We start from the raw sequence: 21,527 nt of genomic DNA on the forward strand, positions 1-21,527 counted from the left end.
CACAGCCGCAGCCCACGCATACGACGCCGAATTGTGCGGGCGCACTATGCACATTCGGCGTACACGTTGTATGGTCATCGGAAATTGGTCATGCATAGGTCTCATCACCAGCCGGCGTGTCGCGCGGCTGAGGGAGCGGTGCCGGTGATGCAGACCTCATGCCGAATCCAAGGAGCCTTCAGGTCATGCACACCCGCCGCGACATCCTCCAGTTGCTCGGTGCCAGCGCAGGCGCCGGCCTGCTTGCCGGCGCACTGCCCGCCTTCGCGGCCGCGCCCGCCGCCGGCAGCTCCACGGCCACTGGCAGCTTCGTCAGCAAGCGCCCGCCCAAGGCGCAGCGCCGCTTCGTCAGCAAGGCGGTCGAGCAGCAGATCCTGCAGATCAAGGCGCGCATCGCCGACCCCGAACTGGCCTGGCTGTTCGAGAACTGCTACCCCAACACGCTCGACACCACGGTGGAAACCGGCACCCGCAACGGCAAGCCGGACACCTTCGTCATTACCGGCGACATCCATGCGATGTGGCTGCGCGATTCCTCCGCGCAGGTACACCCGTACGTGCCGCTGGCCAAGCGCGATCCCGGCTTGCGGCGCATGTTCCATGGGCTGATCCAACGCCAGGCCGCCTGCATCCGGCTCGACCCGTATGCCAACGCTTTCCTGCCCGATGGCCAGACCCAGCGCCTGAAGTGGTCGCTCAACGACATCACCGAGATGAAGCCCGGCGTGGGCGAGCGCAAGTGGGAAATCGATTCGTTGTGCTACCCGATCCGCATCGCGCACGAATACTGGCGCGCTACCGGCGATGCGGCACCGTTCGACGACGACTGGCGCGCGGCCATGCATGTGGTGGTCAAGACCTTCCGCGAGCAGCAGCGCAAGGACAACCGCGGCCCCTACGTGTTCCAGCGCCCCTCGCCGCTGGCGACCGAAACCCTGGTGCTGGAAGGCTACGGCCAGCCGACCCGGCCCAACGGCATGATCCACTCGATGTTCCGCCCCTCCGACGATGCCTGCGTGTTTCCGTTGTTCGTGCCGGCCAATCTGTTCGCAGTGGCCTCGTTGCGCCAACTGGCGACGATGAGCACCGCATTGCATCGCGATGCCGATTTCGCCGCCGACTGCACCGCGCTGGCCGATGAAGTGGAAACCGCAACACGCCAGTTCGGCCAACTGCGCGACAGCGACGGGCAGGCGTATTGGGCCTTCGAAGTGGACGGCTTCGGCAACCAGTTGTTCATCGACGACGCCAACGCGCCCGGCCTGCTCAGCCTGGCCTACCTGGGCTGCTGCGATCGTGCCGACCCGGTGTTCCTGCGCACCCGCCAGCTGGCCTGGAGCGAACGCAACCCGTATTTCTCGCGCGGCCGCGCGGCCGAGGGCGTCGGCAGCCCGCACAGCGGCATGGGCACGATCTGGCCGATGTCGATCATCCAGTACGCGCTGGTCAGCGACGACGATGCACAACTGCGCCAATGCCTGCAATGGCTGAAAACCACCCATGCCGGCACCGGCTTCATGCATGAAGCCTTCGACAAGGACAACCCGAGCACCTTCACCCGCGACTGGTTCGCCTGGGCCAACACCTTGTTCGGCGAACTGATCATCGACCTGCACCAACGCAAACCCCAGCTGCTGCGCAGCGCCTGATCCCGTGCGTCGCGCCTGACCCCTGTCCTTCTCCCGATCCCGTGCGTCGCGCCTGACCCCTGTCCTTCTCCCGCCTACGGGAGAAGGTGCCCGAAGGGCGGATGAGGGCGCTCCCGCACCGGCCCATGATTTCCGAGAGCAAACACCCATGGCAACACGACGCGGTTTTCTTCAAGGCGCCATCGCAGCGGCACTGTTCGGTAGCGCCGGTCTCTCCGGGCTAGCCCGCGCACGCGCAGGCAACTACGCACTCCCGGCCGATGCGCGCACCCGCGCCGACCTCACCCGCCACGTCGATGTCTTCATCGGCACCGGCGGCCATGGCCACACTTTCCCCGGCGCGACGCTGCCGTTCGGCATGGTGCAGCTGAGCCCGGACACCTACAACGCGGTGTGGGATTCATGCTCCGGCTACCACGAGTCCGACGGCTCGATCATGGGTTTTTCGCATACGCATCTGTCCGGCACCGGCATCGGCGACATGCTGGACTTCCTGCTGGTGCCCGCCACCGGCGAGGTGAAGCTGGTACCGGGCGCACTCGACGCGCCAGACACTGGCTACCGCTCGCGCTACGACCATAGCGATGAAGCCGCCTCGCCCGGTTACTACCGCGTGCGGCTCAAGGACAGCGGCGTGCATGCCGAACTCACCGCCACCGCGCGCGCAGGCCTGCACCGTTATCACTTTCCCAAGGGCAAGCCGGCGCATGTGCTCCTGGATCTCTGCCATGGCATGCAGGACAAACCCGGCATCCCCACCCGCATCACCGACGCACAGCTGCGCGTGGTCGACGACCGTACGCTCACCGGCGGACGGCGCGTCTATCAATGGGCGCAGGGGCGCTACATCTATTTCGCCATGCGCCTGTCGCGCCCCTTCAAGCGCGTGCAGTTGTACAACGAAGACCAACCGCTGGCCGCAGGCACGCGCAGCATCGACGGCGCGCATCTCAAGGCCGCACTGCATTACCCGGATGCATCCGACGCACCGCTGCTGATCAAGGTCGGCATCTCGGCCGTCAGCGCCGACAACGCGTTGGCCAACCTGGATGCGGAACTGCCCGACTTCGACTTCGCCCGTGTGCACGCGCAAGCCGTGGCCGCCTGGGAAAAAGAACTCGCACGCGTGCGCATCGACAGCGATGACGACGCGCAACGCCGCATCTTCTACACCGGGCTGTATCACAGCCTGCTTGCGCCGACGCTCTTCAGCGACGTGGACGGCCGCTATCGCGGCATGGATCTGAAGATCCATTCGTTGCCCAAGGGTTATCACAACTACAGCACCTATTCGCTGTGGGACACCTACCGCGCACTGCATCCCTTGCTGACCCTGGTGCAACCCGAGCGCGTGCCGGACCTGATGCAATGCCTGGTGCGCGGCGCCAACGAATGCCCGGACGGCGTGGGCATCTGGCCGCTGCAAGGTGTAGAAACCGGCTGCATGATCGGCTACCACTCGGCAGTGGTGCTGGCAGAAGCGCATGCCAAGGGTTTCACCGGCATCGACTACAAAGCCGCATGGCCGGCGTACCGCAAGCGCGCGATGGACGACACCACCCACGGTCTTGGCTACTACCGCAAACTTGGTTACATCCCCGCCGACAAGGTGGACGAAGCGGTCAGCCGCACACTGGAATACGCCTACGACGACTGGGCCTGCGCGCATCTGGCGCAAGCCGCCGGTGCCACCGACGATGCACGCGCACTGCGCAAGCGCTCGCGCAATTACCACAACGTGTTCAACCGCGACAGCGGCTTTGTGCAGGCGCGCCTGGAAGACGGCAACTGGGCCAAACCCTTCGACCCACGCGGCATGGGCCACATTGCCAAGTGGCGCGATTTCACCGAATCCAACGCCTGGCAGGCCACCTTCCTCAACCAGCACGACCTGTACGGCTACATGGATTTGTACGGCGGCCGCGACGGTTTCGTTGCCAAATTGGACGAACTGTTTTCCACCAGCTCGGAACTGCCCGCCGATGCGCCGCCGGATATCGACGGACTGGTCGGCCAGTACGCGCACGGCAACGAACCCAGCCATCACGTGGCGTATCTGTTCGCCTACGCCGGCCAACCGTACAAGACCCAGGCGATGGTGCGCCGGCTGTTGCGCGAGCAGTACCACGACGCGCGCAATGGCCTGTCCGGCAATGAAGACTGCGGGCAGATGAGCGCGTGGTTCGTACTCAGCGCGCTGGGGCTGTATGCGGTGGATCCGGTCAGCGGCAACTACATCGTTGGCAGCCCGTTGTTCAAGCGCGCAGAACTCGATGTCGGCAACGGCCATACCCTGCGCATCGTCGCCAACGACACCAGCGCGCAGAACGTCTACGTGCAATCGCTGAAATGGAACGGCAAACCGATCAACCGCGCCTGGCTGCGCCACGCCGATCTGGCCGCAGGCGGCACGCTGGAATTCAGCATGGGCGCAACACCGAACCTGGCCTTCGGTGCCAACAAGGAGGACCTGCCACCGTCGTTCGCGTAAACGACGCACGCTCCAAGCATCTTGCCCCCCGGCAAGCGGGGGGCTTGTTGTTTCCTTCTCCCGCAAGCGGGAGAAGGTGCCCGAAGGGCGGATGAGGGCCAACCCGCACCCCAACCCAAGCAAAACCCCATCCACCACGCGTGTCACCAGTCACTCGTCACCGCCGAGAATCGCCCATGTTGCGCACCACCCTCAGCCCCCTCGTCCTGGCCCTCGCGTTCGCGCTTCCCGTCACCGCCATTGCCGCCGACACCGAGCGCTGGCCCAGCGTCGGCACGCAAGGCACCCAGTTCGTGCGCGACGGCAAGCCGTATCAACTCCTCTCCGGCGCCATCCATTTCCAGCGCATTCCACGCGCGTACTGGAAGGATCGCCTGCAGAAAGCACGCGCGCTCGGCTTGAACACGGTGGAAACCTACGTGTTCTGGAACCTGGTCGAGCCGCAGCAAGGCCAGTTCGATTTCACCGGCAACAACGATGTGGCCGCGTTCGTGCGCGAAGCCGCCGCGCAAGGCCTCAACGTCATCCTGCGCCCCGGCCCCTACGCCTGCGCCGAATGGGAAGCCGGTGGTTATCCGGCGTGGTTGTTCGGCAAGGACAACATCCGCGTGCGCAGCCGCGACCCGCGCTTTCTCGCCGCCAGCCAGGCGTACCTGGATGCGGTGGCAAAGCAGGTACAACCGCTGCTCAACCACAACGGCGGCCCGATCATCGCCGTGCAGGTGGAGAACGAATACGGCTCCTACGACGACGACCATGCCTACATGGCCGATAACCGCGCCATGTTCGTCAAGGCAGGCTTCGACAAGGCGCTGCTGTTCACCTCCGACGGTGCCGACATGCTCGCCAACGGCACCTTGCCGAACACCTTGGCGGTGGTGAACTTCGCGCCAGGCGAAGCCAAGAGCGCCTTCGACAAACTGATCAAGTTCCGCCCCGAGCAACCGCGCATGGTCGGCGAATACTGGGCCGGCTGGTTCGACCATTGGGGCAAGCCGCACGCCAGCACCGATGCCAAACAGCAGACCGAAGAACTGGAATGGATCCTGCGCCAGGGCCACTCGGCCAATCTCTACATGTTCATCGGCGGCACCAGTTTCGGCTTTATGAATGGTGCCAATTTCCAGGGCAATCCCAGCGATCATTACGCGCCGCAGACCACCAGCTACGACTACGACGCCATCCTCGACGAAGCCGGCCATCCCACGCCGAAGTTCGCGCTGATGCGCGATGCCATCGCCCGCGTCACCGGCGTGCAGCCGCCTGCGCTGCCGACACCGATCGCGAGCGCTGCCCTGCCGGACACGCAACTGCGCGAATCCGCCTCGCTGTGGGACAACCTGCCCGCCCCGATCGCCATCGACACCCCGCAGCCGATGGAACACTTCGGCCAGGATTACGGCTACATCCTCTACCGCACCACCGTCACCGGCCCGCGCAAGGGCGCGCTGTACCTGGGCGAGGTACGCGACGTAGCACGCGTGTATCTGGACCAGACACCGGTCGGCAGCGTCGAACGCCGGCTGCAACAGGTCGCCACCGACGTGGACATTCCGGCTGGCCAACACACCCTGGATGTCCTGGTCGAAAACAGCGGCCGTATCAACTACGGCCCGCGCATGGCCGACGGCCGCGCCGGCCTGGTTGACCCGGTACTGCTGGACAACCAGCAACTCACCGGCTGGCAGGCCTTCCCGCTGCCGATGCGTTCGCCCGACAGCCTGCGCGGCTGGACCCACAAGCCAGTCGCAGGCCCGGCCTTCCATCGCGGCAGCCTGCGCATCGGCACGCCCACCGACACCTATCTGGACATGCGCGCCTTCGGCAAGGGCGTGACCTGGGCCAACGGCGTCAACCTCGGCCGCCACTGGAACATCGGCCCGCAACGGGCGCTGTATTTCCCCGCACCGTTCCAGCGCAAGGGCGACAACACCGTGGTGGTGTTCGACCTGGACAGCACCGCCAAACCCAGCGTGCGCGGGCTGAAACAGCAGGTGTGGATCAAGCCGACGGAATGACGGCCACGGCCGGCACAGCGCGCCGCCGTCGCGTGGATGGCGGCGCACTGTGACGTCAGCCGTGACAGGGCCGGCGCTGTTTCCAAGCCATCGTTCGATGATGACTGCGGCAACGCCACGACGCCGACGATCTGTGCCCGCCCTTCGGTTCGATCGTGCGGCCGGCGTCCTTCGTCCTGAAAACCGTCACGTGTCCGCGCCACGCCGGTGCTGTACCGCTCGAAGCAGTCCCCATGCCGCCCGAACGCCACCGCCGATGCAGCCCCAGCGACAGCGTCATCCAGGTCACTTTGTTCGCTGCCGCTCCCGCCTCGCACCCACTGGCGAGCAGACCCAGGACAGCCACCAGCACGACAGGCCTTCAGACTGGCGCGCGCCCGCCGTTATCTGGACATCCGCTGCCGTGCAGCGTCTGCGACCTGTGCGGTATCGGACGGATCGCATTCCAGGCAAGATCACCGGCTCACGCCGTTGTGGAAGACAGTGGCGCATTCCCGTTGTTCGATGGAGCGACGGTCAGTTCGTGAGTTTCAGGAGCGTTTCATGTCGTCGTCCACCGTCACGCAAGACCTTGTCTCCGCGGTTCCGGAGCAGACCCAGCACGCCTTTGCCGAACACGTCCACAGCAAGCACGCGCCCAGCCAACCGATCGGCAGCATCGAAGCGGCACACCTGATGACGTTCCTGTGCCAGACCCACTCGGCCAAGCAGCCGCAGATCCTGCTGCCGCCGCAGGTGCGCGACGACAACGCGGCCTGAGCGTGACCGGCGCTGCAAGCCAGCGCCGTCATCCGCCGATCGGGGCGAATGCTCCCACTAAAGAAAGTGCCCCACTGCCGCCACACGAACGTGGCATACCGAATCGAAGCAAACCGCACGCAACGCGCCATCTATCGCCGCACGGCGAGAACGAGACGCACACCGGCGCAAGCGCAAGCAGGCGCTGGTTTCAGCAATCGGATCTGGCTACATCACTATTGCCGCTGCGAAAGAACCGATTAACGCGCCCCAGCTCCGCTATTGAACAACTGGCACTCGCGTATATGCACCGTGCGCGGCGACTGCGGCCGCCTGGGCTAACCTGCGCATATAGTATTTAGAGCAGCTAACAAAACCTGGCGGGCGAGCGCCTGTCAGTGAGTGCAGTGGCTTTGTCGGCCGTATGTTGGTGGATGCAGTCAGAAGTCCAGATCAAACACTGAGTGGGTCGAATGCGCGGTGCCCTCACTGCTGGCGGGACACGCCGCAAGTACGTCCATGTAGGCTCGGTGGCGGCATCCATGCCGCCACACGGTTCCGCAAGCGGTGAGGACACCGCACCAGAGACTCCGCTGGTTGCTGTGTTTAAACCCATGCATGCCGACCATCTCGACTGGTCCTTGCCCGTCCACCGTCGCGGGACCTTACGCGGCATGGATGCCGCGTAAGAGCTTACAAGGACGTACTTGCAGCGTGTCCCGCGACGGTGGGCGGGCAAGGGCCCTGCAGCCAGGCCGCAGATCAGCCGGCCTGCAGTAGGCTGACGCGAAGTCGTTTTGTTAGCCGCTCTTAATAGATAATCAAGAGGTATCTTTAAAGAATCCGCACAGCACTGGACCCAGATGCATCTGCCTCGTCTGCTGACCTGCCTTGTTGCCAGCGTTGCCGGCTTCGCCGCCCAGGCTGGATCGCCCACGCCGGCACCCTCGCCCATCGTGCTCAGCGAGTTCATCGCCGACCCGGCACCGACGCCGCAGGCACATGCTTCCACGCTGCTGGAAACCCGCAACGGCACGCTGCTGGCAGCCTGGTTCGGTGGCGCGCACGAAGGTGCGGCCGATGTCGGTATCTGGCTCACCCAACGCGGCCCGCAACAATGGCAGCCACCGCGACGCATCGCCGATGGTGCACACGCAGGTCCCGGCGGCACGGCGCTGCCGGCGTGGAATCCGGTGCTGTTTCAGTCCAGCACCGGGCCTGTGCAGCTTTACTACAAGCTCGGCCCCAATCCCCGCCAGTGGTGGGGCCTGCGCATCACCTCATCTGATGACGGCGCGCACTGGTCGCCGCCGCAGCGTCTGCCCGACGGCATTCTCGGCCCCATCAAGAACAAGCCGATACAGCTACCGAACGGCCGCATCCTGTCACCCAGCAGCAGCGAAGACCGTGGCTGGCGCGCGCATCTGGAATGGAGCGACGACGATGGCGCGCATTGGCAACGCGGCATGCCGCTCAACGACCCGGCGGTGATCGGTGCGATCCAGCCCAGCCTATTGGTGCACGCCGATGGCCGCGTGCAGGCACTCGGCCGCAGCCAGCAGAACAAACTTTTCAGCACGTTCTCACATGACGGCGGCCAGCGTTGGCAACCGATGCAGTTGCTGGATGTGGACAATCCCAACAGCGGCACCGACGCCGTGATGCTGCGCGACGGCCGTGCCCTGCTGGTCTACAACCCCGGCATCGCCGGCAAGGACTGGTGGGACGGCCGCGGCACCCTGGCCGTCGCGCTATCGGATGACGGCGTGCATTGGCAGCGCGTGCTCACGCTGGAAGACAGCGCCAAGGACGAATTTTCGTATCCAGCCGTGATCCAGACCCGCGATGGGCTGGTCCACATCAGCTATACCTGGAAGCGCCAGCGCATCAAGCATGTCGTGATCGATCCGGTGCGACTTGGCAGCAACGCGGATGGCAAAACGCCACAGCCACGGCTGCACAGTCCGGAATAAGTCGAGTGCACGGTGTCCTCGCCGCTCGTGGGACATGCCGGGAAGACACAAAACAACCGAAGTTTCGAAGCAAAGCGTTGTTCAGGTGCAGTCAGAAGCTCAGTGAGCCGAGGGCGCGGCGAGGACACCGCACCAGAAAATTTGCTGGCTGCTTTGTTGAAAAACATGCACACCGACCATCTCGACCGGTCCTTGCCCGCTCACCGTCGCGGGACCTTACGCGGCATGGATGCCGCGTAAGAGCTTACAAGGACGTACTTGCAGCGTGTCCCGCGATGGTGAGCGGGCAAGGGCCCTGCAGCAAACTCACAGTGTCGAGGGCGCGGTGCCTCACCGCTCGCGGGACACGCCGTGAACCCATCCCTGGGGGCTCGGTGGCGGCATCCATGCCGCCACACGGTCCCGCAAGCGGCGAGGACACCGCACCAGAGACTCCGCTGGTTGCTGTGTTTAAACCCATGCATGCCGACCATCTCGACTGGTCCTTGCCCGCCCACCGTCGCGGGACCTTACGCGGCATGGATGCCGTGTAAGAGCTACATGGACGTACTTGCTGCGTGTCCCGCGATGGTGGACGGGCAAGGGCCTTGCAGCCGAGCAGCAGATCTGCCGCTCTAGGCCTCACGTCCCCTGCAACAACCCCACAATCCGCCGCACACGCGCCACATCGGTCTGTTGGTAATCGCCGCCCAGATCGGTGATATAGGCATGCCGCGCATGCACCTGCGCCGCAACCGGCCCACGTGAGGAGGCATGAAATTCGCGCGCACCGGTGTTGGCACGCAGTGCAAGCACATTGCTTTCGGAGACACCGGCGCCCGGCATGATGCTGATGCGCGCGCCCGCCTGGCGCACCAGTGCCGCGATGGTGTCGCTACCTTCCAGCGCGCTCGCACGCGCACCCGACGTCAGCACGCGCTCGCACCCCAATGCGATCGCATCTTCCAGGACCCGCGACGGATCGGCGCTGACGTCGATCGCACGGTGGAAGGTCACACCGAGCGATCCGGCGGCGGCGATCAACACGCGCATCGTGGCCATATCGACCTGCCCCTGCGGATCCAGCGCGCCCAGCACCACGCCATCGCAGCCCAGCCGCACGCATTGCTCCACATCCCGGCGCATCGCCTCGACTTCGTCGGCATTGAACACAAAGTCGCCCACCCGCGGGCGGATCAATACATACAGCGGAATCTGCAGCCGCTCACGCACCACCGCCAGCGTGCCGAACGAGGGCGTCAGCCCGCCGCCATCCAGTCCGCCGCACAGTTCCACGCGCAGCGCACCGCCGTCCTGCGCGGCCAGTGCCGAGCCCACCGAATCGGCAGCCACTTCCAGTCCCAGCACGCTCACGCGGCAGGCTCGGTGGTGTAGTGGCTTTCGCCGGGCACCAACAGATCCTGACGCTGCGCATCGCATACCGTGTAACTGAAGCCTTTCTGGATTGCGAACGCGCCGACGTCACCGCGCTTGTTCATCGCCAGAAACCCAACCTGCAAGGTGCGGGTGAGTTCGGGCTTGCGACGTATCAGCCGCATCACCACCTCGCGGCAGGCATCGGCAGGCGATTTGCCCTGACGCATCATTTCCACCACCGCAAAACTGCCGACGTTGCGGATCACTTCCTCGCCCACACCGGTCGAGGTCGCACCGCCCACTTCGTTGTCCACGTACAGGCCGGCACCGATGATCGGGCTATCGCCGACGCGGCCATGCATCTTCCACGCCATGCCACTGGTGGTGCACGCACCGGACAGGTTGCCGTGCGCATCCAGTGCCAGCATGCCGATGGTGTCGTGGTTGTCCTTGCCGCCCGGCAATTTGGCATCGCGCCAGGCGCGGTTCTCGACATTGGCTTCCGGCGAATACTTCGAGGTCTTCAACCACTGCTTCCAGGCCGCCTCCGAACTGGGGGTGAGCAGCTTGGTTTTCGGAAAGCCCTGCTCCAGCGCGAACTGGCGCGCACCATCGCCAACCAGCATCACGTGCGGGGTTTTTTCCATCACCGCCCGCGCCACCGAGATGGCATGCACCACATCTTCGAGCGCCGCCACCGACCCGCAGTTGCCGAGGTGATCCATGATGCAGGCATCCAGCGTCACCCGCCCGTCGCGGTCGGGATAGCCGCCCAGGCCCACGGTGGGATTGTTCGGATCTGCCTCGGGCACGCGTACGCCGGCTTCCACCGCGTCCAGCGCAATGCCGCCGGTGCTGAGGATCTTCCAGGCTTCCTGATTGGCCGCAATGCCGAAATCCCAGGTGGAAATCACCCGCGCCCCACCGCGCGGCAGCGCCGCGACCCGGCCGCTGCTGCCGGCGCCGACGGCCGCCTGCGCGCGTGCGCCCCAGCCAGCCAGACCAGAAGCGAGCGCGCCAAGCGTGGCGCTCTTGAGGAAGTGACGACGTTGGATCATCCGGGCGAACTCCATGACGAAAACGGGTAGCCGCATCACACGGCAGCAGCGCCCATCATGCGACAGCCGCGCGTGCGGATAAACCGCCTTGCGGCATCCACCGATGCGGATCCACGCACAACGCAGGCTGTGCCGGCGGCGGAGGATGAAAGGCGTTTCGCCTTCCGGGGGCTTGATCGCCTTCATCGCACGATGCAGTGGAGAGCCGAGATCATGCGAGTGCGACATTGCATCGCACTTCCACCGCACTGCCATTGCAGCATCGTCGCCGTACGTCCCCGTCACTCGAGCCAGCAACATGCACCGCTCGCTTGCCAGCGGAGCGGCTGCAGGGCGGCACGGCAACGTGACCCGCGCAGCGCTCTACTTCTCGCCGCTCTACTTCTCGCCGCTCCCCTGGTCGTCGTCGCGCAATTTACTGGTCAGCACATGGTCGCGCCAGACGCCATTCAATTGCAGATAGCGACGCGCATGGCCTTCGATCTGAAAGCCCAGCGATTGCAGCACACGCGCACTGCGCAGGTTGTCCGGGACGTACTGGGCCATCACCCGATGCAGGCCGAGCGGCCCGAAGGCGAAGGCGATGCCCTGCGTGGCGGCCCAGCGCACCAATCCGCGCCCCTGATATCCCGCGTCAATGCCGTAACCCATGTGGCAGGCCTGAAACGCACCGCGCTGGATCTGGGTCAATCCCACTGTGCCGATGACCTGCTCGCCCTGCAGCATCACCAGTTGCAGTTCGCGCTCGCCGGGTACCGCACTGCGGTAGGCGATGCACAGGCGACGCCAGCCGTCGGTGGTATAGAACGCGGGCGGCCGCAGCGGCATCGCATTGGCCAGATGTGTGCGGTTACGCGTGTGGTAATCGGCCATTGCCGCCGGGTCGACCACGGCCAGGTCGCAGAGCACGATGCCATCGGCGTGCCGCAGCGGGGCGAACACGGGGATGCTCACGACGGCCGCAGCCGCGCGTTGGGCGTGTCGTCCGTGCTGCGTGTATCAGGCTGACGCATGCAGATCACGCCCCCGTAAGCGGTCTCCGAAAAGCAGCACATCGTCGCGACCCAGTTGCCGGATCGGCACCGACTGCATGCAGCAAGTGCAGTGGCCACACGCTGCGTGCACCGAGCCAGCCCGACACCCCATCGCATTGCATCCCGACACGACGCGCATGCCCGCTGCGTCGGCGTCCTGTCAGTCGCGCCTAGGCAGCAACCGCCGCAAGCGCCTGCGCCACCTGCGCTTCGATCGCATCCAGATTCGGCAGCAACGCGCTCTGCTCGCCCAGCAGCACACGCATGTGCACGCCGTCGGGCAGCGCCTCTTCGGAGGCGTCGGCCAACAGGCCGTCACGCGGCACCGAGATCAACTGCGGGAACGAAGCGGTCAGCAATGCGAAATACGGCAATGCCGGATTGCCACCCAATGCCTTGAGCACGATCACCTTGTTGTTGAGCGCCGTCGGTTCGTCGCCAAGGCCGCTCAGGCGCGCGAACGACAGCAGCGGCACCTTCCAACCATACCAATCGATGCGTCCCACCACCCAGCGTGGCATGTCGGCCAGCGGCTCGACCGCCACCCGCGACATCACCTCGGCCACCGTGGCATTGGGCAGCAGCACGCGTTCGGTGCCCGCCTGGATCAGGACGCCGCGGATTTCGTCATTGTTGGCGTAGCTCATCGCACCATTCCGATCTGAGAGGGAGCGCCCGGCTTATGCCGGCCAACGCTGTACCAACGCCTGCGCCAAGCGCGCCGGGTCGCCGGTCAAAATGCCTTGTCGGGCCAGACGCGCCGCAGCGGCCGGGTCGTAGCAACCATCGGCGGACTGCCCCGCCAACCAAGCGCCCTGCGCGGCCAGCGCCAGCGCCGCATCCACCAGCGCCTCGTTGGCGCCACTGAGCATCAGCACCGCACTGTCGGCCGGCGGCAGCGCGGCAATCAGCGCTGCGGCATCGGTCAGGGCAACAAAGGCCAGGCTGCCAGCACGCTGCTGCACGCCGACCTCTTCAGGCAGCACATACACCTTGCCGGCAACGATCGCCTGCCCCACTTCGCCCAGCTCGACCGGCAACGCAGACACGCGGCCCATCTGCCGCACCAGGTTGCCGTACTGGCCACCATCGAGCGTCATGCGCACCAGCACCGCGCGCGGAAAATCCAGCGGCAATGCGGCCAATAGACGACGAATCGCATCCGGCCCACCGATGCCGGCCATCACCAGCACCACACCGGTGGTCTCGCCGCTGTGCTCGATTTCCACCAGCGACAGCCCGCCGGTGGACAGCACGGCGATGTCCGGCTCGGCGCGCGGGCGCACCACCACGGCGACCTCATCGACCAGGCCCCAGGTGCTGGAATCGCCCAGCGTCAGGCCGGGGGTGTCGTCCACAACGGCCGGCTCGGAAGCGCCGGCGGAGCGCGTGAACAAGGCGTCGTCCGGCATGCGTTCGAAGACATGCGCGGCCGCTTCCAGATGCTGATCCAGTTGCAGATCCGAATGCTGTCGTGGCGCCAGCGCCAGCCCCGGCTCCGGGTGCAGCGACGGTTCGGTTTCGGTGCCCGGCGGCAAGACGTCGGCATGGCCGTGCAGCTTGGCGGCCAGATGGCGCACCCAGCGCTGCGCTTCCCAACCCTCGCGGCGCACGGTCAGCTCGGCCTCGTCGAAGATCACCGTGACGCCGGGCATGTTGAAGGCGGGCTCCAAGGCTTCCAGGGCATCCTCGATCGATGGCTCCAGCGCCACCAGCACCGCGACCGGTTCGACGTCGCGCAGCATCTGCACGTCCACCGCCGATGGTTCGTCTTCCAGCACGACCTGCGCGCCGGCCAGGCCGAGCGCTTCGCGTAGCCGCTCGCGTGCTTCACCGGGCCGGCCCAGCAGGACGACCGGCGTCCCCATTGCGCCATTAGTCTCGAACACGGGCGATCCCCAGCAGGTCATACACGTTGCGCATCAGATCCAACTCTTGATAAGGCTTGCCCAGGTAACGCTGCACACCGATCTCGAAAGCGCGCTGGCGATGCTTCTCGCCGCTGCGCGAGGTAATCATCACGATCGGCACCGCCTTGAAACGCGGGTCGGCGCGCATGGCGGTCGCCAGCTCGTAACCGTCCATGCGCGGCATTTCGATATCCAGCAGCATCAGGTCGGGCACGCGCTCTTCGAGCAACTCCAATGCCTCGACACCGTCGCGTGCGGTGGACACATCCAGGTTGTGGCGTTCCAGCACGCGGCTGGTGACCTTGCGCATGGTCAGCGAGTCGTCGACCACCATCACCAACGGCACCTGGCGCTGCGTTTCGGTCTGGGTTTCCACCGCCGGACGCGCCGGTTGGGTGAGGTAACGACGCACCAGCGGCGCCACGTCCAGGATCACCACCACGCGGCCATCGCCGGTGATGGTGGCGCCGTAGATGCCCGGCACCGACGCGATCTGCAGGCCCACCGGCTTGACCACGATCTCACGGTTGCCCAGCACCTGATCGATCGCCACTGCCGCACGCAGATCGCCGGCACGCACCAGCAACAACGGCACCTGCGCCTGGCCATCGGCACGCGCAACCGGCTGGCCGACCAGCGAGCCCAGATCGTGCAGCACGTACTCTTCGCCCGCGTAGTGGTAACCACCCTCGCCCGACTCGTAACGGGTCCGCGAGATGCGGCCGATACCGCTGACCGAACCCACCGGCACCGCAAAGGTGGTCTCGCCGATGCGCACGAACACCGCCTGGGTGACCGCCAGCGTCTGCGGCAGGCGCAGGGTGAAGGTGACGCCCTGGCCGCGCACCGAGTGGATGTCCACCGAGCCGCCGAGCTGGCGCACTTCGTTGCGCACCACGTCCATGCCCACGCCACGGCCGGCCAGCTGGCTGACCTGCTCGGAGGTGCTGAATCCGGAGGCGAAGATGAGGCCATCGAGTTCGGCATCGTTGAGCACCTGGCCCGGCTCGATCAGGCCGCGCTGCTCGCCACGGCGACGGATCGCCTCGCGGTCGAGTCCGGCGCCGTCGTCGGCCACTTCCAGCACGATTTCCGAGCCTTCGCGGCGCAGACGGATCGCGATGCTGCCTTCTTCCGGCTTGCCTGCCTCGCGCCGCTGTTCCGGCGTTTCCAGCCCATGCGCCACCGAGTTGCGCAGCATGTGCTCCAGCGGCGCGACCATGCGATCGAGCACGTTGCGATCGAGTTCGCCGTGGGTGCCTTCCAGCGCCAGATTCACCTGCTTGCCGGTATCGGTGGCGGCCTGGCGCACCACACGGCGCAGACGCGGCACCAGGCCGTCGAACGGCACCATGCGCGCACGCATCAAGCCGTCCTGCAGCTCGGAGCTGACGCGCGACTGCTGTTGCAGCAGACCGTCGTACTGGCGCGAAAGATCTTCCAGCACGCCTTGCAAACCGCCCAAGTCGGCGGCCGATTCGTTCAGCGCGCGGCTGAGCTGCTGCAGGGTGGAGAAGCGGTCCAGTTCCAACGGATCGAAGGTGCGATCGCCCTGGTCCTGTTCGCGCTGATAGCGCGCCACAATCTGCGCTTCGGTTTCCAGGTCCAAACGCCGCAACTGGTCGCGCAGACGGGCATTGGTGCGATCGAGCTCGCCCATGGCGCCACGGAACGCGCCCAACTGCTGTTCCAGCCGCGAACGGTAGATGGCCACTTCGCCGGCGTGATTGACCAGGCGATCGAGCAGGTCGGCGCGCACGCGCACCTGCTCCTGCTGCACGCGCGGCAGGAAGTCTTCTTCGGTCTGGCCTTCCACCGGGACCGGTGCCGACAGCGGCGCCGGCTCCACCGACGCCTTGGCGATCGCACGCACATCGGCGTCGCTGGGCGGGGCGGCGTTGCGGCCACGGGTACGGGTTTCGAACGCTTCCACCAGGTCGGTGGGCATCGCCACCGCGCGGTGCATGCCGGTGCGGGTCAGCAACTGGTGCAACCGGTCGAAGCCGCGTTCGAACAGGCGTACGTCGTCGCGGTCGATATCGGTGCGGTTGGCGGCCACCGCTTCGAGCAGCGATTCGATCGCATGACCAAGGTCGCCGATGGCATTGATGCCGGCCATGCGCGCGCCGCCCTTGAGCGTGTGCAGGTCGCGCTGCAGTCCGTTGAGGACCTCGCGGTCTTCCGGTGCTTCGCGCATGCGGGCGATCAGGCCGTCGCAATGGTCCAGCAGGTCGCGGCCTTCATCGACAAAGATATCCACCAGCTCGCCATCGAGCTTGTCGAAGTTGAGCGGGCCGATATCGAGCGCGGCGCCGGCATCGTTGGCAGCGGTGTCGGCCGGTGCGGCATCGTCCACCGGCGCGCTGAAGGCCACGGCTGCAGTGTCTTCGTGTTCACTTGACGCGTCGGCCTGTGCGGCGTCCTGGATCCGGTCGGCGTGCTCGCCGTGTTCGGAAGGCGCGAGGTGATCCGTCGCGGCGGTCGCGGCGGCCGTCGCCTCTGCAGCATGGTGCTGTGCGTGGACCTCGGCCTCGGGTTGGACATCTGCATCAGCAACAACGCCCGCATGCAGTTCCGGCGCCAGTTCCGACTGCGGATCGCCGGCCTCTTCGACCTGGTCGGCCACCTGCGCCATCTCGAAAACCTGCACCGATTCGATGGTGTGCTCGGGGAGCGCGTCGGCCGTCTGCTGCGGTTCCGAGGCGGACTGTGTTTCCACACTGTGCTCGACTGCTGCAGCGTGCTCTGCCTCTGCGGTGTCCTCGGCTTCTGCAGCATGCTCCGCGTAGGCTAGGTGCTCGCCTTCAGCAGACTGCGCTGCCTTTGCAGCGTGTTCGGCCTGGGCAGCATGTGCGTGCGCTTGTGCATCGGATTGCGCCTGTTCGTTCGAATGGAGGTGCTCTTGCGCTTGCGCAGGTTCGTACGAATGCGCGGGTTCCGGGTCCAGCTGCTCGCCCGAGGTTACGGGCTCTTCGAAAGACGCTGTCTCGCCCAGGTGCGCCGTGTCTTCGGCATGCAGCTGTTCGCCCGCCTGCACGTCGGCAGCGTGCGGCGACGCTGTTTCGGTGTGCGGCGCCACCGTGTGGGCAGGCTGCTCACCGTGGTGCGCCTGCGCGTTGGCGTCATCGTGCGATGTGGCAGCACGCTCGTCCTGATCGGTCGATACGCCGTCCAGCAGGCCGGATTCGGGCGTCCAGTCGTCGGCTATCGAGGCCGGCGTCTCGTCGGCCACCGGCGGCTGCGCATGCACCGCTTCCAATGCCTCGATGGTCTCGACAGGCGCTTGGTCCGTGGACGCTACGCCCTCGATCGACAGTGCCTCGGCGTCGTGCGCCGCTGCAGTGCCATCGCCTTGGTCGTGCTGGTCGTGCACGGTCTCGCGTTCGTTCAGCGATGGCGGCTCGACCTCTGCGCGCTCGGCATCGCCATGTTCGGTTTCCGGCGCGGCAAGCGTCTGCGCGTCGCCCAGCGCGGCTTCCGCAGCAGACAATTCATCCACTGCAACCGGCTCGGTCGCCTCTGCTACATCGCGCGCTTGCTCATCCAACGCGGTGTCGGCAATCCCGGCGTGCTGCAATTCGGTCGCATCCCAGGCGGCGGCGTCGACCACCGGCTCATCGGACGGCGTGTCGTGCGTCTCGACAGCAGGCGATGCAGCAGCGTCTGCGTGCTCGTGCCGGGCCACATCGCCATGCAACGCGTCGGCGACCTGCTCTGACCCGGCATCGGCTGCGACTGCATCAGCGGGTGCTGCGTGTTCGGTCTCGAGCGAATCGCCCCCCTGTTCCTGCTCCAGCGCGGCAACGTCGGCCGTCTGCTGCCCGTCGTTGTTCGGCACGGGCGCATCCAGCGCGAGCGCCGAGCCGTCACCGGCGTCAGCCTCGGCTTCGGCCAGCTCGTCCACCGCAATCGATGCCTCGACATCGGCATGCGCATCGGCATCCTGCGACGCGGCATCGGCAACAGGTGTCGGCGCGTCGATATCGGTGGCAGTCGATGGCAGCGTGCTCGCGTCCAGGTACTGCGACAGGTCCTGCGCGCCGGTCAGTTCGACCGTCGCTTCGCTGTTGGCTGACGTCTCGCCGGACGCGTCCAGATCGTCCAAATCATCCAGTTCGTCGAAAGCCACCTGCGGCGGCCACTGCGCTTCGGGCAGCGTGTCCGCCAGCGCACGCAGCCGTTCGGCCAATGGTGCGAACGACGGAATCAGCGGCGCCTCGGCGCGCAGTGCGGTCACGGTCGTGGCGATCGCTGCCGCTGTTGCCGTGATGGCGTCGACACCCTCTGGCGACGGGATGACCGACGCGGCGAGCAGACGCTTGACGTAACTTTCGGCCGGCGTGGTCACCAGGGTGATTTCCGGCACGTCGGTCATCGCAAACGCGCCACTCATGGTGTGCACGGCGCGCAGCAATTCTTCGCTCGCCAACTGCGGTTCGGCATGGTTGGCCTGCAACCATGCGTTGACGGTTTCCAGGTGCGTGGCGACTTCGGCTTCCAGGATCTCGCGCAGCACGCTGTCCACCGACGCCGGCGTACCGCCGCTTGCGGCAACCCCATCGGCGGCCGCCGGAATGTCGGCCACACCCGCAGCCACCGTCGTCACCGGCGCTGCCAGGTAGTAGGCCTCGTCGCCTGCGGCGACACGTTCGGCAACGGCCTGAATTTCCGGCAGATCGGCGCTGATGCGGCCTTGGTCGCGCAACGCGGCATTGAATTGCGGCAGCACCTCGTACGCCAGTTCCACCATCGCCACGACTGCTGGACTGGCCGGGCGCGAGTTGTCGAGCACGCGGTTGAGCATGCTCTCGATCTTCCAGCTGAACTCGCCCAGCACGCTGGCGCCGACCAGGCGACCGCTTCCCTTCAAGGTGTGGAAGACCCGGCGGATCGTGCGCAGGTTGTCGGGGTTGTTGGGCGCGGCACGCCACGCCGGCAACAGCTGGCCCAGGTTGACCAGTTCTTCGTCGAACTCTTCCAGGAATACGTCGCGGATATCGTCGTCGATATCGCTATCGCCGAAGCCGCCGAAGATACCCGCAGCGGCGTTGGCGCCGGCGTGCGCCGGTTCGCTTGCGGACTGCTCGGGCATTGCCTCGGCATCGGTATCGGCAGGCGCAGCAGCGCTCGGCGGCGTCTGTGGTCGGTCCACATCGAACTGCGCAGCGGCAGCGTCGAGCTGGGCCAGGAACGCCGCCGACGTATCGTCCAGCTCGAATTCGCTGACCACCGCCTGCTGCACGCGCGGCGCATCCGGTACTGCGGTGTCTTCTGCCGGCGGCGCCGGCGGCTCGGGCATGGACTCGACGAACGGGTCGTCCAGTTCCTGCGGCGGCAATGATGGCGGCAACGGCGGCGGCGAAAATGCATCGTCGATGCTGGTCTGCGCACGCTGCGTCTGCGCCTGGGCGATGAAGTCCAACGGTGCTTCGCGTTGATCGGCATCGCCCGGCAGGTCGATCTGCTCGATCTGCAGCGGCGCCGGCTCGGCAACCACCGGCGGTGCAGTATCGTCCTGCTCCAGCGCGCTCAGGTCCACGGTGTAGCTGACCTGCGCGGCATCGGCAGGCACGCCGGCGTCCTGCTCGGCCGACACCGGGTCGAATGCGGAGGTGGCGATCGGTGCAGCCAGCGCACTGGCGTCCAGTTGCCAATCGCCGGGCGCCTGCGCGCCGTCGTCGGACAGGTCCAGCGGTGCGACCGTAAACGGCACATGCGCCTGACCGGAGAGGGTTTCCTCGGCAGCCACCGGGTCGAACGAGAACACCGTGTCGCTGGCGGCAGCGCCAGTGTCGTGCACCACGCTCGCGGCGAACGGCGTCTCGACCACGGTTTCGTCGGCCCATTCCAGCGTCGCGGTGGGTACCAGGTCATCGACTGCAGCCGTCGGCGCCTGATCGGGTTGGCTCGGCGAAGCAACAAGCGGCGGCGGCTCGACCAGCGTGCCCGGTTGCTCGGCGCCGACCGGCAATTCGGACGGTTCGCCCGACGGCAGCGGCCAGTAACGCAGCGTTTCCAGGCTGTTGCGGGTGATGTCCAGAATCTCTTCGCGGCCGGGACGGCGCTCGCGCAGCGCTTCCAGGTAATACTCCAGGCTTGCCATCGCATCGGCCAGCGTATCGAGCTGACGCCCGCTGGGCACGCGCTGCTTGCCGATCAGCTCCTGATCGACGTAACGCCGCACACCTTCCAGATAATCGGCCGCCTGCGGCAGTTCGAGAATGCGCAACGCACCGCCCACTTCGCCGAGCAGATGCGGCACATCGCTCAGGCGGGAGTGATCCCAATTGGTTTCGATGAAGGCGACGAAATGCTCGCGCGCCGCACCGAAATTGGCGATCGCTTCCTGCGCCAGCACATCCACAGTGCGGCGCACTTCCGAGGAGGTGGCACTGATGCCGGCTTCGTTCCCATCGCCGATGTCGGCGCCAAGGCTGGCAACCTGATCGTCCAGCGAGGCATCCACGTACAGCAGCGCGCCGGCGATATCCAGCAGCACGCCTTCATCCATCTGCACCTGACCATCGACCACGCGCGCCAGCGCATCGCGCTGTTGCACGACGACATTACGCGCCACGCCCAGGCCCATCATGCCCAGGGTGTCGGCAACGCTGCCCAGGTCCTTGACCTGGGTCTGCAGTTCGGCGATCTCGCCGCCGGTACGCAGATGCAGATCCAGCGCGTCTTTCACGCGCAGCAATTCTTCCTTGACCGCGTTGCCGACGGTGTCGAGCAATTCGCGATTGCGCCCGCTCAGACTGCCGCGGGCATGATCCAGCTCGGCTTCGGTGGCCACACCGGCCTGCGGATCGAACGCGAACAGCACGCTTTCGTTCAGACCCGGCTGACCACGCGTGGCGCGGATTTCATTGAGCAATGGCAGCAGCACGATCGGAATATCGCGGTGACCGTTCTGCAGACGCTCCAGATAGTCGGGCAGCAGCACGGTGCCGCGCATCAGCATGGCGCAGGCTTCGTCGCGGTCGGCGACCTCGCCGCCCTGCACGGCCTGGGCCAGCAGTTCCAGCTCTTCGGCCACCATCGCCGGTGCGTAGAGCTCGACCATGCGCAAGGTGCCCTGCACCTGATGCAGATAGCCGGCGCAAAAACGCATCCGACTGGTGTCGGACGGTTCTTCGGCAAAGTATTCGATCTCGTTGCGCGCCTGGCGCAACGTCTCGTCCAGCTCCGGCTTGACCCAGCCCAGTGCGGCGTGACTCATCGCATCGCGAAGCGCACTCATTCCAGCCCCCTGACAACGGCCGATGTACCGCCAGTGCGGCACCCGGTCACTACCTGC

11 protein-coding genes are annotated in these 21,527 nt (G+C 66.1%); 5 read left to right on the forward strand and 6 right to left on the reverse strand.

The genetic code is table 11. The features are described from left to right. The first annotated feature begins 185 nt into the window (after window positions 1-185). The 5 genes from GGR62_RS06640 to GGR62_RS06660 all read left to right on the forward strand — a co-directional run bounded on the left by GGR62_RS06640 (window position 186) and on the right by GGR62_RS06660 (window position 8,869). The gene (locus tag GGR62_RS06640) at window positions 186-1,649 is read left to right on the forward strand and encodes a glycoside hydrolase family 125 protein (protein WP_184407134.1); all 1,464 of its coding nucleotides are present in this window, start codon (window positions 186-188) and stop codon (window positions 1,647-1,649) included. A 148-nt stretch (window positions 1,650-1,797) separates the two neighbouring features. Further along, the gene (locus GGR62_RS06645) at window positions 1,798-4,140 is read left to right on the forward strand and encodes a GH92 family glycosyl hydrolase (RefSeq protein ID WP_184407135.1); all 2,343 of its coding nucleotides are present in this window, start codon (window positions 1,798-1,800) and stop codon (window positions 4,138-4,140) included. Window positions 4,141-4,316: 176 nt separating this feature from the next. Then, entirely contained in the window at window positions 4,317-6,158 is a 1,842-nt protein-coding gene (locus GGR62_RS06650) for a beta-galactosidase family protein (RefSeq protein ID WP_184407136.1), read from the forward strand. Between the two features lie 543 nt (window positions 6,159-6,701). Next, window positions 6,702-6,917: a hypothetical protein gene (locus GGR62_RS06655; protein WP_184407137.1), complete on the forward strand. Its 216-nt coding sequence runs from the start codon at window positions 6,702-6,704 to the stop codon at window positions 6,915-6,917. A gap of 842 nt (window positions 6,918-7,759) precedes the next feature. Then, window positions 7,760-8,869, forward strand: a complete 1,110-nt coding sequence (locus tag GGR62_RS06660; protein ID WP_184407138.1) for a sialidase family protein — start codon at window positions 7,760-7,762, stop codon at window positions 8,867-8,869. A 621-nt stretch (window positions 8,870-9,490) separates the two neighbouring features. Here the strand turns inward: GGR62_RS06660 and GGR62_RS06665 are convergent. From GGR62_RS06665 to GGR62_RS06690, 6 genes are all read right to left on the reverse strand, one after another. After that, window positions 9,491-10,213, reverse strand: coding sequence for a copper homeostasis protein CutC (locus GGR62_RS06665; RefSeq protein ID WP_260305627.1), 723 nt, complete (start codon window positions 10,211-10,213; stop codon window positions 9,491-9,493). A 5-nt stretch (window positions 10,214-10,218) separates the two neighbouring features. Beyond that, window positions 10,219-11,283, reverse strand: a complete 1,065-nt coding sequence (locus GGR62_RS06670; protein WP_184407140.1) for a N(4)-(beta-N-acetylglucosaminyl)-L-asparaginase — start codon at window positions 11,281-11,283, stop codon at window positions 10,219-10,221. A 378-nt stretch (window positions 11,284-11,661) separates the two neighbouring features. Continuing rightward, window positions 11,662-12,237, reverse strand: coding sequence for a GNAT family N-acetyltransferase (locus GGR62_RS06675; RefSeq protein ID WP_184407141.1), 576 nt, complete (start codon window positions 12,235-12,237; stop codon window positions 11,662-11,664). Between the two features lie 250 nt (window positions 12,238-12,487). After that, a complete protein-coding gene (locus tag GGR62_RS06680) occupies window positions 12,488-12,964 on the reverse strand; it encodes a chemotaxis protein CheW (protein ID WP_184407142.1) in 477 nt (158 codons plus the stop codon). Window positions 12,965-12,997: 33 nt separating this feature from the next. After that, the gene (locus GGR62_RS06685) at window positions 12,998-14,185 is read right to left on the reverse strand and encodes a chemotaxis protein CheB (RefSeq protein WP_184407224.1); all 1,188 of its coding nucleotides are present in this window, start codon (window positions 14,183-14,185) and stop codon (window positions 12,998-13,000) included. A gap of 7 nt (window positions 14,186-14,192) precedes the next feature. Then, window positions 14,193-21,470 (reverse strand): Hpt domain-containing protein, encoded by a 7,278-nt coding sequence (locus GGR62_RS06690; RefSeq protein WP_184407143.1) that lies wholly within the window; start codon window positions 21,468-21,470, stop codon window positions 14,193-14,195. Between the last annotated feature and the right edge of the window lie 57 nt (window positions 21,471-21,527).

The organism is Xanthomonas sp. 3075, assembly GCF_014197275.1.
Lineage (GTDB): Bacteria > Pseudomonadota > Gammaproteobacteria > Xanthomonadales > Xanthomonadaceae > Xanthomonas > Xanthomonas campestris_B.

Excerpts from the sequence above, each read along its gene's own strand:
- GGR62_RS06645 (WP_184407135.1), top strand. The coding sequence starts at position 1,798 with ATGGCAACACGACGCGGTTTTCTTCAAGGCGCCATCGCAGCGGCACTG.
- GGR62_RS06680 (WP_184407142.1), bottom strand. The coding sequence starts at position 12,964 with ATGAGCTACGCCAACAATGACGAAATCCGCGGCGTCCTGATCCAGGCG.
- GGR62_RS06660 (WP_184407138.1), top strand. The coding sequence starts at position 7,760 with ATGCATCTGCCTCGTCTGCTGACCTGCCTTGTTGCCAGCGTTGCCGGC.
- GGR62_RS06655 (WP_184407137.1), top strand. The coding sequence starts at position 6,702 with ATGTCGTCGTCCACCGTCACGCAAGACCTTGTCTCCGCGGTTCCGGAG.
- GGR62_RS06650 (WP_184407136.1), top strand. The coding sequence starts at position 4,317 with ATGTTGCGCACCACCCTCAGCCCCCTCGTCCTGGCCCTCGCGTTCGCG.
- GGR62_RS06685 (WP_184407224.1), bottom strand. The coding sequence starts at position 14,185 with ATGGGGACGCCGGTCGTCCTGCTGGGCCGGCCCGGTGAAGCACGCGAG.
- GGR62_RS06690 (WP_184407143.1), bottom strand. The coding sequence starts at position 21,470 with ATGAGTGCGCTTCGCGATGCGATGAGTCACGCCGCACTGGGCTGGGTC.
- GGR62_RS06640 (WP_184407134.1), top strand. The coding sequence starts at position 186 with ATGCACACCCGCCGCGACATCCTCCAGTTGCTCGGTGCCAGCGCAGGC.
- GGR62_RS06670 (WP_184407140.1), bottom strand. The coding sequence starts at position 11,283 with ATGATCCAACGTCGTCACTTCCTCAAGAGCGCCACGCTTGGCGCGCTC.